The organism is Priestia sp. P1_B12_1 (assembly GCF_056406695.1).
Map to the genome: position 1 here is coordinate 130,306 of NZ_JBFTZR010000005.1, position 15,021 is coordinate 145,326.

Annotated in this window: 17 protein-coding genes; all 17 read left to right on the forward strand. The window is 39.2% G+C overall.

The window, feature by feature from the left end:
* The first annotated feature begins 130 nt into the window (after window positions 1-130).
* The 17 genes from AC1D0Y_RS17760 to wecB all read left to right on the forward strand — a co-directional run bounded on the left by AC1D0Y_RS17760 (window position 131) and on the right by wecB (window position 15,021).
* The gene (locus tag AC1D0Y_RS17760) at window positions 131-1,417 is read left to right on the forward strand and encodes a UDP-N-acetylglucosamine 1-carboxyvinyltransferase (protein WP_477707826.1); all 1,287 of its coding nucleotides are present in this window, start codon (window positions 131-133) and stop codon (window positions 1,415-1,417) included.
* Between the two features lie 525 nt (window positions 1,418-1,942).
* Complete coding sequence (gene rho / locus AC1D0Y_RS17765; protein ID WP_013059823.1) at window positions 1,943-3,217, forward strand: transcription termination factor Rho; 1,275 nt, start codon at window positions 1,943-1,945, stop codon at window positions 3,215-3,217.
* A 154-nt stretch (window positions 3,218-3,371) separates the two neighbouring features.
* On the forward strand, window positions 3,372-3,572 hold the full coding sequence (gene rpmE, locus AC1D0Y_RS17770) for a 50S ribosomal protein L31 (RefSeq protein WP_013085477.1): 201 nt from the start codon (window positions 3,372-3,374) through the stop codon (window positions 3,570-3,572).
* 204 nt (window positions 3,573-3,776) lie between these two features.
* Window positions 3,777-4,391, forward strand: coding sequence for a thymidine kinase (locus AC1D0Y_RS17775; RefSeq protein ID WP_226897604.1), 615 nt, complete (start codon window positions 3,777-3,779; stop codon window positions 4,389-4,391).
* A gap of 138 nt (window positions 4,392-4,529) precedes the next feature.
* A complete protein-coding gene (gene prfA, locus AC1D0Y_RS17780) occupies window positions 4,530-5,597 on the forward strand; it encodes a peptide chain release factor 1 (protein ID WP_013059820.1) in 1,068 nt (355 codons plus the stop codon).
* Window positions 5,597-6,448: a peptide chain release factor N(5)-glutamine methyltransferase gene (gene prmC / locus AC1D0Y_RS17785; RefSeq protein WP_060745874.1), complete on the forward strand. Its 852-nt coding sequence runs from the start codon at window positions 5,597-5,599 to the stop codon at window positions 6,446-6,448. The genes prfA and prmC overlap by 1 nt, the downstream gene beginning before the upstream one ends.
* A gap of 121 nt (window positions 6,449-6,569) precedes the next feature.
* Window positions 6,570-7,463 carry a stage II sporulation protein R gene (gene spoIIR / locus AC1D0Y_RS17790; protein WP_028409702.1) on the forward strand — a complete coding sequence of 298 codons (894 nt, stop codon included), beginning with the start codon at window positions 6,570-6,572 and terminating at the stop codon, window positions 7,461-7,463.
* An 85-nt stretch (window positions 7,464-7,548) separates the two neighbouring features.
* Window positions 7,549-7,995, forward strand: a complete 447-nt coding sequence (locus AC1D0Y_RS17795; RefSeq protein WP_013059817.1) for a GNAT family N-acetyltransferase — start codon at window positions 7,549-7,551, stop codon at window positions 7,993-7,995.
* A 192-nt stretch (window positions 7,996-8,187) separates the two neighbouring features.
* Window positions 8,188-9,228 carry an L-threonylcarbamoyladenylate synthase gene (locus AC1D0Y_RS17800; RefSeq protein ID WP_098249414.1) on the forward strand — a complete coding sequence of 347 codons (1,041 nt, stop codon included), beginning with the start codon at window positions 8,188-8,190 and terminating at the stop codon, window positions 9,226-9,228.
* Window positions 9,229-9,295: 67 nt separating this feature from the next.
* Window positions 9,296-9,856, forward strand: a complete 561-nt coding sequence (locus tag AC1D0Y_RS17805; RefSeq protein ID WP_013059815.1) for a manganese efflux pump MntP — start codon at window positions 9,296-9,298, stop codon at window positions 9,854-9,856.
* Between the two features lie 22 nt (window positions 9,857-9,878).
* Entirely contained in the window at window positions 9,879-10,034 is a 156-nt protein-coding gene (locus tag AC1D0Y_RS17810; RefSeq protein ID WP_155660731.1) for a hypothetical protein, read from the forward strand.
* Window positions 10,035-10,084: 50 nt separating this feature from the next.
* Entirely contained in the window at window positions 10,085-10,513 is a 429-nt protein-coding gene (locus AC1D0Y_RS17815; RefSeq protein ID WP_025752493.1) for a low molecular weight protein arginine phosphatase, read from the forward strand.
* Window positions 10,514-10,593: 80 nt separating this feature from the next.
* Entirely contained in the window at window positions 10,594-11,055 is a 462-nt protein-coding gene (gene rpiB / locus AC1D0Y_RS17820) for a ribose 5-phosphate isomerase B (RefSeq protein WP_013085468.1), read from the forward strand.
* Between the two features lie 35 nt (window positions 11,056-11,090).
* Window positions 11,091-11,642 carry a TIGR01440 family protein gene (locus AC1D0Y_RS17825; RefSeq protein WP_028409699.1) on the forward strand — a complete coding sequence of 184 codons (552 nt, stop codon included), beginning with the start codon at window positions 11,091-11,093 and terminating at the stop codon, window positions 11,640-11,642.
* Window positions 11,643-11,759: 117 nt separating this feature from the next.
* Window positions 11,760-13,004 (forward strand): serine hydroxymethyltransferase, encoded by a 1,245-nt coding sequence (locus tag AC1D0Y_RS17830; RefSeq protein ID WP_013059811.1) that lies wholly within the window; start codon window positions 11,760-11,762, stop codon window positions 13,002-13,004.
* Window positions 13,005-13,217: 213 nt separating this feature from the next.
* A complete protein-coding gene (upp, locus tag AC1D0Y_RS17835; protein ID WP_013059810.1) occupies window positions 13,218-13,847 on the forward strand; it encodes a uracil phosphoribosyltransferase in 630 nt (209 codons plus the stop codon).
* 22 nt (window positions 13,848-13,869) lie between these two features.
* On the forward strand, window positions 13,870-15,021 hold the full coding sequence (wecB, locus tag AC1D0Y_RS17840; protein WP_016765923.1) for a non-hydrolyzing UDP-N-acetylglucosamine 2-epimerase: 1,152 nt from the start codon (window positions 13,870-13,872) through the stop codon (window positions 15,019-15,021).

Consider the following 15,021-nt stretch of genomic DNA (forward strand, 5'->3'; position numbering starts at 1 on the left):
CATGATTTTTTCATTTTCGTGTACACTAGTAGGTAATAGGAAAAATAACCATTCTTTTAGGTATTCTTTGTACCAAAATTTTCCTCAATTACTAGGTGAGAAACTTTCTTTCACTAGAAGGGAGCTATAAATGGAAAAGTTAAAAATACAAGGTGGCTTTACCTTAAGTGGATCCGTCCGCGTCAGTGGTGCTAAAAATAGTGCCGTTGCGCTTATTCCAGCAACAATTTTAGCCGAGTCACCTGTTACAATTGAAGGTCTGCCCGATATTTCAGACGTGCAGTTATTAGGGGATTTAGTTGAAGAAATTGGTGGGAAAGTAACCATTGATAGCGACGAATTAACAGTAGATCCATCCGGAATGGTTGCAATGCCTTTACCGAACGGAAAAGTAAAAAAATTACGCGCTTCTTATTATTTAATGGGGGCGATGTTGGGACGCTTTAAAAAAGCGGTAGTTGGGCTTCCAGGAGGCTGTTACCTTGGTCCTAGACCAATCGATCAGCACATTAAAGGCTTTGAAGCTCTTGGCGCTAAAGTAACAAATGAGCAAGGAGCTATTTACATTCGAGCTGAGGAATTAATTGGTGCTCGAATTTATTTAGACGTTGTTAGCGTAGGAGCAACAATCAATATTATGCTCGCTGCTGTAAGAGCAAAAGGGCGTACCGTTATTGAGAATGCTGCTAAAGAGCCTGAAATTATTGATGTAGCTACGTTACTGACAAGTATGGGTGCCCGTATTAAAGGTGCAGGTACGGATGTTATTCGAATTGATGGAGTAGATCAATTAAAAGGATGCCGTCATTCTATCATTCCAGACCGAATTGAAGCAGGCACGTATATGATCATGGGAGCGAGTATGGGAAAAGAAGTTGTTGTTGACAACGTTATCCCTCAGCATTTGGAGTCATTAACGGCTAAAATGCGTGAGATGGGTATTCATATCGAAACAAGCTCAGATCAGATTCTTGTAGCGACTCGTCAGCTATTGAAGCCTGTAGATATTAAGACGCTAGTATATCCAGGTTTCCCAACTGATTTACAGCAGCCATTTACGACGCTTCTAACAAGAGCGTCTGGTACAAGCGTTGTGACGGATACAATTTACGGTGCAAGGTTTAAGCATATTGATGAGCTGAGACGAATGAATGCATCTGTTAAGGTAGAAGGACGTTCTGCTATTATTAATGGTCCTATTCACTTACAAGGTGCGCGTGTGAAAGCGTCGGACTTACGAGCAGGAGCAGCTCTCGTAACCGCTGGCTTAATGGCCAAAGGGATTACAGAGGTAACGGGTTTAGAGCACATTGACCGTGGTTACAGTCATTTAGTAGACAAGTTATCGGATTTAGGGGCAATGATTTGGCGTGAAGAGATGACTCAAGAGGAAATTGAGCAATTTCAAAATTCATAAAGGCAAATCGGTGCCACAGTCATGAAAGCAAAGTTTAGAAATGAGCTTTTTAATAAGCTACACAGGCGTAGGAGCGTTCTTCTATGTCTGTGTAGCTTATATATTTATGAATAGGGTAAATAGATAAAAAGGGAAGCTAAAAGATAAATTTCATTTCTTATTTTAATGTCCAGTTTATTTCCTTTAATGTGAAATTATGAAAAGGTTTTCCTCGCTTCTCGTAAGCTATTAAATTTCCTTTTTTTTATTCATCTTCTAAAGTAAAAAAAGATTGATTAAAAAGATAGAAAAAGGTTAGAATATAAATTGCTACGTTAAATTTATCAAGATAATATAAATGGTTTTATGTCGGAATTATTCTTCTAAAAGTGTATAGTTAATCAATTGATTCTACTTATTATACTTCAAAGGTTATATTCTCCATTTTCACAGATTTATTCCATCCATATCATCTCTCAATTTTATATTTGAATTTAATATGGGAGGAACGGTTAAAAATTATTCATTATAAAGCGTGGTGTCCTAATGAACTTAACATTATCCAGTTTAGAAAATATGAAATTAAAAGAGCTATATGAACATGCTCGTGAGTATAAAGTTTCGTACTATAGTAAATTAACGAAAAAAGAACTTGTCTTTGCTATTTTAAAGGCTCAAGCTGAACAAGATGGGCTTTTATTTATGGAAGGCGTTCTTGAAATTATTCAGTCAGAAGGATTCGGTTTCTTACGACCAATTAACTATTCACCGAGTTCAGAAGATATTTATATCTCAGCTTCACAAATTCGTCGCTTCGATCTGCGTAATGGAGACAAGGTATCGGGGAAAGTTCGTCCTCCAAAAGAAAATGAGCGCTACTACGGATTATTACATGTAGAAGCAGTAAACGGAGAAGATCCGGAAACGTCAAAAGATCGCGTGCATTTTCCAGCGCTAACGCCGATTTACCCAAATGAGCAAATGCTGCTAGAAACTCAGCCAAGAAGTTTCTCTACGCGTATTATTGACTTGATTTCACCAATTGGATTTGGGCAAAGAGGACTAATTGTCGCGCCGCCAAAAGCAGGTAAAACGATGCTGTTAAAAGAAATTGCCAATAGCATTACAACAAATCATCCTGATGCAGAATTGATTGTCCTTCTTATTGATGAGCGTCCTGAGGAAGTGACGGACATTGAGCGTTCGGTTGACGGTGATGTTGTCAGTTCTACATTTGACGAAGTGCCAGAAAACCACATTAAAGTAGCGGAACTTGTCCTTGAACGTGCGATGAGATTAGTCGAACATAAGAAAGATGTTGTCATTTTGATGGATAGCATCACAAGACTTGCTCGTGCTTATAACTTAGTTATTCCACCGAGCGGTCGTACACTATCAGGGGGTATTGACCCGGCTGCTTTTCACCGTCCAAAACGATTCTTTGGAGCTGCTCGTAACATTGAAGATGGAGGCAGCTTAACCATTCTAGCAACAGCCTTAATTGATACAGGCTCTCGTATGGATGATGTTATTTATGAAGAATTTAAAGGTACAGGTAACATGGAACTGCATCTAGATCGTTCACTAGCTGAAAAACGTATCTTCCCTGCGATTGACATTCGTCGCTCAGGCACACGTAAAGAAGAGCTGTTAATTCCAAAAGAGCATTTAGACCACTTATGGGCAATTCGTAAATCAATGGCAGATGCTCCTGATTTTGCAGAAAAATTCTTAAAACGTTTACGTCAAACAAAGACAAATGAAGAGTTCTTCTCGATGTTAACGGAAGAGAAAAAAACGCTTCTAGCAAATAAACGATAAGTTATAAAACATGTGGTTGCAAAAGCATACAACCCTTGTTATAATTTCATCATGTGTGTTGATAAAGTACACAGTGAAATAGTTACTATTTCATCACTATCTTTATCAATAAACTCTGTTTCAGAATGATTCAGGGCGGAAGGAGATGAAACGAATGAAAACAGGAATTCATCCAAACTATAAAACAGTTATGGTTAAATGTACTTGCGGAAACGAATTTGAAAGTGGTTCTGTAAAAGAAGAGATCCGCGTTGAGACTTGTTCTGAATGTCACCCATTCTACACTGGTCGTCAAAAATTCGCTGAAGCTGGTGGCCGTGTTGATCGCTTCAACAAAAAATACGGTCTTAAATAATCACATTGTCGAAACAAACAGGCAAGTAGCTTAACTTCTTGCCTGTTTTTTTGCTTATAAAAGTAGAAAAACAGTGTCTGCTTGATAAAAAAGTGGGTACTTTATCATAGGAATAAGATCTACATAGAAGACGTAGATTAAGTTAGTAGCGGTTCGCTCAGAAACGGAACGAGAAGAAGGGAGAGTCCCGCAGTGGTGTACGTAATGAAACAAAGCGGTTGGATAGAAGTAATTTGTGGCAGTATGTTTTCAGGGAAATCAGAAGAGTTAATTCGACGTGTGCGCCGTACGCAGTTTGCTAAACAAAAAGCACAAGTGTTCAAGCCTGCAATCGATAATCGATATAGCGAAGAAGCGGTCGTTTCACATAATGGTACATCTGTTATGGCTTATTCAATCTCGGCATCGCGCGATATTTTAAAGCGAGTAGATGAAGAGACAGACGTAGTAGCGATAGATGAAGTACAGTTTTTTGACACAGATATTTTAGAAATTGTTCAATCTTTAGCGGATCAAGGCTTTCGTGTGATTGTAGCGGGGTTAGATCAAGACTTCAAAGGTGAACCTTTTGGACAAATGCCGCAGTTAATGGCTATTGCAGAGTCAGTAACAAAGCTACAGGCTGTGTGCGCTTCATGTGGCTCTCCTGCGAGCCGTACGCAGCGTTTAATTAACGGTGAGCCTGCTTCTTATGACGACCCTATTATTTTAGTCGGTGCGTCTGAATCTTACGAACCAAGATGTCGTCATTGCCACGTTGTGCAAAAGTCTAAAGGACAAGCTGTGTCTGTGGACTCAAGCGAAATGGTCGAAAAATAAAGCAAGAATTTTATGATGATAAAAACAGAACGCGCAGTTCTGTTTTTTTGTTCATATACGTGTATTAACAAGGTTTTGACTCTATTTTAAAGCTATACTATAATTACAATGTTATGGATAAAGAATGAGGTGAATGACGTGTTTGATCGTTTAGAAGCGGTAGAGGCGCGCTATGAGAAGTTAAACGAACTTCTGAGTGACCCTGAGATCGTAAACAACCCCTCTAAGTTGAGAGAATATTCGAAGGAACAATCAGATATACAACAAACGGTAGCTGCTTATCAAGAATACAAAGATGTAAAAGAGCAGTTATCAGAAGCGAAAACGATGCTTGAAGATAAGCTTGATGCAGATATGCGTGACATGGTAAAAGAAGAAATTGCCGAGTTAGAAACGCAGCAAGAAGAGCTAGTTGAAAAGCTACGTATTTTATTAATTCCAAAAGATCCAAACGATGATAAAAACGTAATTATGGAAGTTCGTGGAGCTGCTGGCGGAGATGAAGCAGCATTATTTGCAGCTAATCTGTACCGCATGTATTCGCGCTTTGCTGAATCACAAGGCTGGAAAACAGAAGTAATGGAAGCAACGACTACTGGAGTAGGCGGTTATAAAGAAATTATCTTTATGATTAACGGTAAAGGTGCGTACTCAAAGATGAAATTTGAAAACGGCGCACACCGTGTTCAACGAGTTCCTGAAACAGAATCAGGCGGTCGTATTCATACATCTACAGCAACGGTAGCATGTCTTCCTGAAGCAGAAGAAGTCGAAGTGGACATTCATGAAAAAGACATCCGTGTAGATACATTTGCTTCAAGTGGACCTGGTGGCCAAAGTGTTAATACGACGATGTCAGCCGTTCGTTTAACGCATTTACCAACAAATACAGTGGTATCATGTCAAGATGAAAAGTCTCAGATTAAAAATAAAGAAAAAGCAATGAAAGTATTGCGTGCTCGCGTGTACGATAAGTTTCAGCGAGAAGCACAAGCAGAGTACGATGCAACGCGCAAACAAGCAGTTGGATCAGGAGATCGCTCCGAGCGTATCCGTACGTATAACTTCCCGCAAAATCGCGTAACGGACCACCGTATTGGTCTGACGATTCAAAAGCTAGATCAAATCTTAGAAGGCAAGCTTGATGAAATTATCGATGCATTAGTCATGGAAGACCAAGCGCGCCGAATGGAAGATTCGAACTAATGAAAGTATTTGAAGCCCTTAAGTGGGCTTCTTCTTTTTTGAAAGAGGCAAAGCGAGATGAAAACGCGGGAGAACTCTTGCTTCGCCATCACTTGCAGATGACGAGAACTCATTTGCTAGGTGCTCTGCAGGAAGAACTAGAAGAAGAAAGTCTAAAAAGGTTTGAACAAGATGTCCATGCTCATAAAGCAGGTATGCCTGTACAATATCTAATCGGGACAGAAGAATTTTACGGGCGTTCATTTATTGTAAACGAACATGTATTAATTCCAAGACCCGAAACGGAAGAGCTGGTATACGGAATGATTTCTCGAATAAAAAAAGAATTTCAACACCAGCCTATTGAGCTTGTAGATATTGGAACGGGAAGTGGGGCAATTGCTATAACTTTAGCTTTGGAACTTGACAGAGTGGAAGTTACAGCAACCGATATAGCTATAGAATCTTTAAGCGTAGCCAAAGAAAATGCTCAAAACCTGGACGCTGCTGTCACGTTTATACAGGGAGATCTATTACAACCATTTCTATTATCAAATCAGAAATTTGATGTGATTGTGTCTAATCCGCCTTATATTCCAGCAGATGATGTGTTGTCCACAGTGGTAAAAGATCATGAGCCAAACCGAGCTCTTTTTGGTGGGAAAGATGGCCTGGATTTTTATCGGCGTTTCATGGAAGAGCTGCCATATGTGACGAAGTCAAATAGTATTATTGGATTTGAAGTCGGGGCCGGACAGACAAAAGATGTAGCTGAGATGCTGCAAAAAACGTTTCCGACAGCTTTTGTAGAATGTGTATATGATATTAATGGAAAAGATCGAATGGTTTTTGCAAAACTTCGCGAGAACTAAAAAAATCAGAGGGAATGATTTTCCCTTTGGTTTTTGAAAATCATGCATTTTTTTACTAAATTACTAGTTTAAGATATCTTGCTTTCGGCCATACTGTTCCTATGAAAGGACGGTGGCCGAAATGAAGAAATATGCTATCATTTATTTTATTTTATTAATTATTGGAGCAAATGCTCAACTTATATATACACATAACCAAGTGCAGGCAGATCAGCCTGCCGTCATTCCAGACGAGGCGATTCGACTGCGCATTTTAGCAAACAGCGATGGTGAAAAAGACCAGTACGTAAAACGTCTGATTCGTGACCGGGTGAACGAACAAATTACAGAATGGGTAAAAGATTTAACATCTGTAACTGTAGCTCGAAAAACGATTAAAGAAAATTTGCCGGCGCTTGAAACAATTGCGAAAGAAGTGTTAAAAGAAGAAGGCGTAAATGAATCTGTTCATGTTAAATTCGGAAAAGTAGAGTTTCCTACTAAGTTGTACGGTCAGTTCTTATATCCAGCAGGGGAGTATGAAGCCGTGCTTATTACTCTTGGCAAAGGAGAGGGAGCAAACTGGTGGTGTGTACTATTTCCTCCTTTATGCTTCTTAGATTTCTCAAACGGTGAAGCGGTAAAAGCGCCGGAGCCATCTGAAGAAGAGCCAACGGAAGAAAAAGAGAAACCAGCAGCTTCTGAATCAAAATCTGCAGACAAAACAGATGACAAATCGGCTGAAAGTAAAGAGCCTGCAGTGAAAACAGAAATTCAATCTGCAACTATTACATCGGATTCTATTGAGCAGAAAGCTGAGGAATCTTCTCAATCAACAGTATCTTCTAAAGAAGTAATTGCAAAAGATACAAGCAGCACAGTAAAGGAAGAGACAAGTGCTAAGGCTGAAAAAAAGGAAAGTAAAGAAGCTGAAAAGTCTGTTTCATCTAAGAAAAAAGCTGATTCTAAATCAAAAGAAGATTCTGTAGAAGTTAAGTTTTTTGTAGTAGAATGGGTATCGTCAGTATTTAATTAATAGAATCATTAAAAATAAAATTCAGTTCTACTTCTTTTAATCATCTCATAGATTTGTTACTAGAAAACAAGTTGAGGTGATTAAAATGAGAGAACAATTAAAAATTGCCAGTGAAAATGATTATATTCGAATTCAGCAGTTCTTGCAAAAAGCGGGCATCAGTACAGCTGGTGTGGAAGAGCATATTCATCAATTTGTCATAATGGAAAATGAAGAAGGCGAGCTGCTAGCAACAGTTGGGTTTGAAAAAGAAGGTGTGGATGGAATTCTCCGCTCCCTTGTCGTGTCTCCTTCTTTAATGCAATCTGATATTCTGCTGCTATTTAAAAGCATCGTCCAGCTGGCTCAAAAGCATGGCGTAAAGCAACTATATTTACTAACAAATAAGGCATCTTCTCTACATTTTTTTCAAATGATGAATTTTCAGCAAACATCTTACAGTGCACTGCCTGAGTTGTTAAAAGAACATTCTTATTTAAAAAAGTTACCAAACCCTCAGGATGTCTATGTGATGTTTTATGCAGCTAGTTAAAAGAAAATGTGGATAAATCATTTTAATGGGGTATCCACAATGTTATTCACAAAAACATAAGCTTTATCCACATTTTGTGGATAAAGCTTGTTTGTTGATATAATGAATGCATGTATTTTACTATCTTTGATACATATTGTACTTTTAAAGTAAAAAAAACCTAGATATAGAAAGAAAAAGGAGTTGAAGAAGATGGAAACTAAGTTATGGGTTGTGGATAATTTTACGCACGAAAAAGATATTTATCCACAGATAGAAGAAGCAGCAGATTTGCTGCGCAATCACGAAGTAGTTGCTTTTCCTACAGAGACGGTGTATGGATTAGGAGGAGACGCAACATCGGATAAAGCTGTGGATAAAATTTTTGCAGCGAAAGGACGTCCTAGTGATAACCCTCTTATTGTTCATATTGGAGATAAAGAGCAGCTTCATACATTTGTAGAGTCGATTCCTTCAAAAGCAGAGAAAGTGATCGATGCTTTTTGGCCGGGTCCTCTTACAGTCATATTACCCAAAAAAGATCGAGTTTCAGATAAGGTTACGGCTGGTTTAAACAGCATTGCAGTGAGAATGCCCTCACATCCAGTAGCCCTCGCATTATTAAAAAAAGTGGCTTTGCCTATCGCGGCTCCTAGTGCAAACCTTTCCGGCAAGCCAAGTCCCACTCTAGCTCATCATGTGATGAATGATTTAGAAGGGCGTATTAGTGGAGTTGTGGATGGAGGAGCAACAGGGGTAGGAGTAGAGTCAACGGTCCTTGACTGCACAGAAGAGATTCCTATTATTTTACGGCCGGGCGGCATTACTCAGAAAGAGTTGGAAAATGTAATTGGTCCCGTAAAAGTAGATCAAGCGTTATTAAGTGATAAAGAAGCGCCAAAATCTCCAGGTATGAAATATACGCATTACGCACCTGATGCACCGCTTGTCATCGTTGACGGCAGTTCGGATTTTTTTCAGTCTATTATCAATCGCTATAAAGATCAGGGTAAGCGAGTGGGGGTATTAACGACATCTGAACATGAAGATGCGTATAAAGCCGATGCGGTTATCACATGTGGATCTCGTTCAAATTTAGAGACGGTTGCTAGCCACTTATACGAGTCGCTTCGTTCATTTAATGAGTGCGACGTAGATGTTATCGTTAGTGAAAGTTTTTCTGAAGAAGGAGTCGGTCATGCCGTTATGAACCGATTAATGAAAGCTGCAGGACATCACGTGATTAAGCAATAAAATTCATCTTCTAAACCTTTTCGAATGTGCATATTTTGAAATAGGAGCACGTCCGAGGAGGGTAAAGATGAATGTATCTCAGTTAATTAGTGAAATGATCACGTTAGTCATTATGGCGTTTGCCTTGGGAATGGATGCTTTCTCAGTTGGTTTGGGAATGGGATTAATTCGTTTACGCTTTCGCCAAATTTTCTACATTGGTGTTGTTATCGGTGTATTTCATATTTGGATGCCGCTGTTAGGCATGTTTATTGGACGACTTTTGTCTGATAAACTTGGAATGTTTGCTACCTATGGCGGTGGAATTTTATTGCTGATTCTTGGGGCGCAGATGATTTATTCCTCCTTTAAGCATGACGATACGCCGTTTATCAAACCAGTTGGCTTTGGACTGTTATTTTTTGCGCTCAGCGTGAGTCTAGATAGTTTTTCTGTTGGACTTAGCTTAGGTATTTTTGGAGCAAGAACGTTTTTGACCATTATTGTTTTTGGCGTAGTAAGTATGCTATTAACTTGGTTAGGACTGCTGCTAGGCAGAAGAGTACAAGGCTGGCTTGGTTCATATAGTGAGGCACTGGGCGGAAGCATTTTATTAGCTTTTGGAATCAAATTGTTACTACCTTTTTAACTATATAAATAGGTAAAGGATCATGACCATTCAGGTTATGGTCTTTTTTTGCTTCTTTTGGATTGCAGCGATAAAAGAAGGAAAGCGAAGTCGTTTTTTCGAGATGGATGAAGCGGTAATGGATAAAAAATACCCGGAAAAGCTAACTGGATTTATGCAGGCAATAGAGATACAATAGGGTGGAATATCAACATAGTCGAACATAGTGAAAGCAAGGGAGGATGTATCTTGAAAAACATCTTATTTGTATGTACAGGAAACACGTGCCGCAGCCCTATGGCAGAAGCGTTGCTCAAAGCTAAAGAGATAGATGGAATAAACGTGAAGTCTGCAGGCGTATTCGCTTCAAATGGAAGTGAAGCTTCTGTTCATGCACAAGTTGCCCTTCACCAGAAAGGCATAGCTTGTTCTCATGCTTCGGCAGCATTAACGGAAGAACAATTGATGTGGGCTACTTATATTTTTACGATGACGGAGCAGCATAAAATGCTGATTTTGAACCAAGCTCCATACGTAAGTGATAAATTATTTACGCTAAAAGAATTTGCCGACGAGCAAGGTGAAGTGTCTGATCCGTTTGGCGGATCATTACAGACGTACGAACAGACTTTAGAAGAGTTAGAGCGTATGATTAACAAAATAGTCGACAAATTATAAAAGGTCCCATAAATTTTTGCTGACTTAAAATGAACAGAAATTTAATATAAGACGAAGGTACGTATGAGGAGGAAAAAAAGATGAAAGTAGCTATTGCATCTGACCACGGCGGTATAAATTTGCGACAGGAAATTATCTCTTTAATGGAAGAATTAAATATTGAATATGTGGATTTAGGGTGTGAATGCACAGCGTCCGTAGACTATCCGGATTATGCACTTCCCGTTGCTCAAAAAGTGGCAAGCCAAGAAGTAAGTCGAGGCATTCTTATTTGTGGAACAGGCATCGGTATGAGTATAGCAGCTAATAAAGTAAAAGGAATTCGCTGTGCTCTAGTGCATGATACGTTCAGTGCAAAAGCGACAAGAGAACATAATGATAGCAACATTTTGGCAATGGGTGAACGTGTCATTGGGCCGGGACTTGCACGTGAAATTGCGAAAATTTGGTTAATGACAGAATTTGAAGGCGGCCGACATGAAAATCGCGTGAATAAAATTAAACAGTATGAGCAGCAAAGTGATGCAACATTAACTGTATAATGTGAACGTATTCAATGAAAGAAAGGAAGAAAAACGTGTCTGAACTTACGAAATGGAAAGAGCAGTTGGAAACAGTTTTATCTGATTTTTTAGCACAAGTGCAGTTGTCTTCAGAACATACACTTGTCATTGGATGCAGTACAAGCGAGGTAATTGGTGAAAAAATAGGAACCGCAGGCGCAATGGAAGTCGCAGAAATGATTTTTGATGCGCTATCAGATTTTCGAAAAAAAACGGGTGTTCACTTAGCATTTCAATGCTGTGAACATCTCAATCGAGCACTGGTAGTAGAAAGAGAATTAGCTCGCAAAGAGCGTTTAGAAATGGTTAGTGTTGTGCCTATTCATAAAGCAGGCGGAGCGATGGCTACACAGGCCTATGGCCAGCTTAAAGATCCCGTTTTGGTAGAGTTTATTAAAGCTGATGCCGGTATTGATATTGGAGATACATTCATTGGTATGCATTTAAAGCACGTCGCAGTACCCGTTCGTTGTACGTTAAACGCAGTTGGACACGCTCATGTTACTGTAGCAAAGACGCGTCCAAAACTAATTGGTGGAATGAGAGCGTTTTACGAACTTTCGTAATTAAATATATTAAAATAATACACATTTTTTCTTTTTTATTCTAAATAAATCATGTTACAATGTAGTTGAATCAACAAATAACGAACATTGCGAATACGAAATGAGGAGAGGATTTTGATGGAGAAACAACTAATGCAACAAGATCCAGCAGTTTATAATGCGATTAAGGATGAATTACAAAGACAACGTACTAAGATTGAGCTAATTGCTTCAGAAAACTTTGTAACAACAGCGGTAATGGAAGCACAAGGTTCAGTTTTAACAAATAAATATGCTGAAGGCTATCCAGCTAAACGTTACTACGGCGGCTGTGAACACGTAGACGTAGTAGAAGACTTAGCTCGTGATCGTGCAAAAGAAATTTTCGGAGCAGAGCATGTGAATGTTCAACCTCACTCAGGTGCACAAGCAAACATGGCTGTATACTTCACTGTTTTAGAGGCTGGAGACACAGTACTTGGTATGAATTTATCGCACGGCGGTCACTTAACGCACGGAAGTCCTGTTAACTTTAGTGGTGTTCAGTACAATTTCATCGAATATGGCGTAGATCGTGAAACACATCGTATTAACTACGATGATGTATTAGAAAAAGCGCGTACACATAAGCCAAAATTAATTGTGGCTGGTGCAAGCGCATATCCACGCGCAATCGACTTCAAGCGTTTCCGTGAAATCGCTGATGAAGTAGGCGCTTATTTAATGGTAGACATGGCTCATATTGCTGGTCTAGTAGCTGCAGGACTTCATCAAAATCCTGTGCCACATGCTCATTTCGTTACAACTACAACACATAAAACACTGCGCGGACCACGCGGCGGTATGATTTTATGTAAAGAAGAATTTGCGAAAAAGATTGATAAGTCAATCTTCCCTGGTATTCAAGGTGGCCCATTGATGCACGTTATCGCTGCAAAAGCAGTAGCATTTGGTGAAGCACTACAAGATGAATTTAAGCACTATGCTCAAAATATCATCGACAATGCTAATCGTTTAGCAGAAGGATTAAAGAAAGAAGGATTTGCTCTTGTATCTGAAGGAACAGACAATCACCTTGTGTTAATCGACGTAAGTTCAATGAATTTGACAGGTAAAGTAGCTGAAAAAGCACTTGATGATGTAGGTATTACAACAAACAAAAATACAATTCCTTACGATGAGCAAAGCCCATTTGTAACAAGCGGTATCCGTATTGGTACAGCTGCGGTTACAACTCGCGGATTTGGCTTAGAAGAGATGGATGAAATTGCTTCTATCATCGGATTAACGCTTAAAAATATTGAAGATGAAGAAAAGCTAGCTGAAGCTAAAACACGCGTTGAAGCTTTAACAAGCAAGTTTGAAATGTATAAATCACTTTAAGAGAGACAGGCCTTTGTGCCTGTTTTTTTATGGAGAAAGTGGTAGCAATTCAATCATTTTTTGAATAATGCTTGAACTCAAAAACTTTTTTCTGTAAAATGAATGCAATGTATAAATTTAATTAGCAAGAGATATGTTTTTACTAGTACGTACCATTCAATTCGTTGAATGGTATTTTAATGTGTACATCTTTATATATAAGGAGAGATATCAATGGGCAAAGTATACGTATTTGATCACCCGCTTATTCAACACAAATTAACTTACATACGCGATGTAAAAACGGGAACGAAAGAGTTTCGTGAATTAGTTGATGAAGTGGCAAGCTTAATGGCTTTTGAAGCGACACGTGATTTACCGCTAGAAGACGTTGAAATTGAAACACCGGTTTGCAAAACAAAGTCAAAAGTTATTGCAGGGAAAAAGCTTGGTATCGTTCCAATTCTTCGTGCTGGTATCGGCATGGTAGATGGATTTTTAAAACTAATGCCAGCTGCTAAAGTTGGACACGTTGGCTTATATCGTGATCCAGAAACATTACAGCCTGTTGAATATTATGTAAAGCTGCCTAATGATGTAGAAGAGCGTGACTTTATTGTAGTAGATCCTATGCTTGCAACAGGAGGGTCAGCTGTAGAAGCAATCAACTCTCTTAAAAAAAGAGGCGCTAAAAACATTAAATTTATGTGTTTAATTGCTGCTCCTGAAGGCGTGGAAATCGTAAAAGAAGCACACCCTGACGTAGATATTTACATTGCGGCATTAGATGAAAAATTAAATGACCATGGATATATTGTTCCAGGTTTAGGTGATGCAGGGGATCGTTTATTCGGTACAAAATAATTTGTAGATTCGGGTGATGAACATGAAGCAGCCAATTAAAGTAATGACGATATTCGGGACAAGACCAGAAGCAATTAAAATGGCCCCTCTAGTTCTAGAGCTTAAAAAGCGACCGGAGGAGTTCGAAGCGATTGTTACGGTAACGGCTCAGCACCGTGAAATGTTAGACCAAGTATTGAGCATTTTTGACATTCAGCCTGACTATGACCTTAACATTATGAAAGATCGCCAAACTCTTATGGACGTAACGACCAGAGGATTAGAAGGTTTGGACGACGTAATGAAAAAAGTAAAGCCGGACATCGTACTTGTACACGGCGATACAACTACGACGTTTATTGCCGGACTAGCAGCTTTTTATAATCAAATTCAGGTGGGACATGTTGAAGCAGGTTTGCGCACATGGAATAAATATTCTCCATATCCGGAAGAAATGAACCGTCAGCTTACAGGCGTTCTCGCTGATTTGCACTTTGCTCCAACCGATAAGTCTGCAGCTAATTTGCAAGCAGAGAATAAAAAAGAAGAGCGGATCTTTGTGACTGGAAACACAGCTATCGATGCGTTAAAAACGACAGTAAAAGAGACATATGAGCATGAAGTGTTAACGAAATTGGGAGATGATCGTCTCATTTTATTAACGGCGCATCGCCGCGAAAATTTAGGCGAACCAATGAAAAACATGTTCCGTGCTGTTAAACGTATTGTGGATGAACATGAAGATGTGCAAGTTGTGTATCCTGTTCATTTGAATCCGGTAGTTAGAGAAACAGCAAACGATATCTTAGGAAATGACCCACGCATTCATTTAATTGAACCGTTAGATGTAATTGACTTCCATAACTTCGCTGAGCGCGCTCATATTATTTTGACAGATTCGGGCGGTGTTCAAGAAGAAGCTCCTTCATTAGGCGTACCTGTATTGGTACTTCGTGATACAACAGAGCGACCGGAAGGAATTGAAGCAGGAACGCTCAAACTAGCAGGAACGGAAGAAGAAACAATTTATACGCTAGCAAAAGAGCTGTTAATAGATGAAGACGTATATAAGCAAATGTCACAAGCATCGAATCCTTACGGAGATGGCTTAGCTTCTAAACGTATTTGTGATGCTATTAGCTACTATTTCAACCGCCGGGAAAACAGACCGGAAGCTTTTAATCCGCTTTCGTAA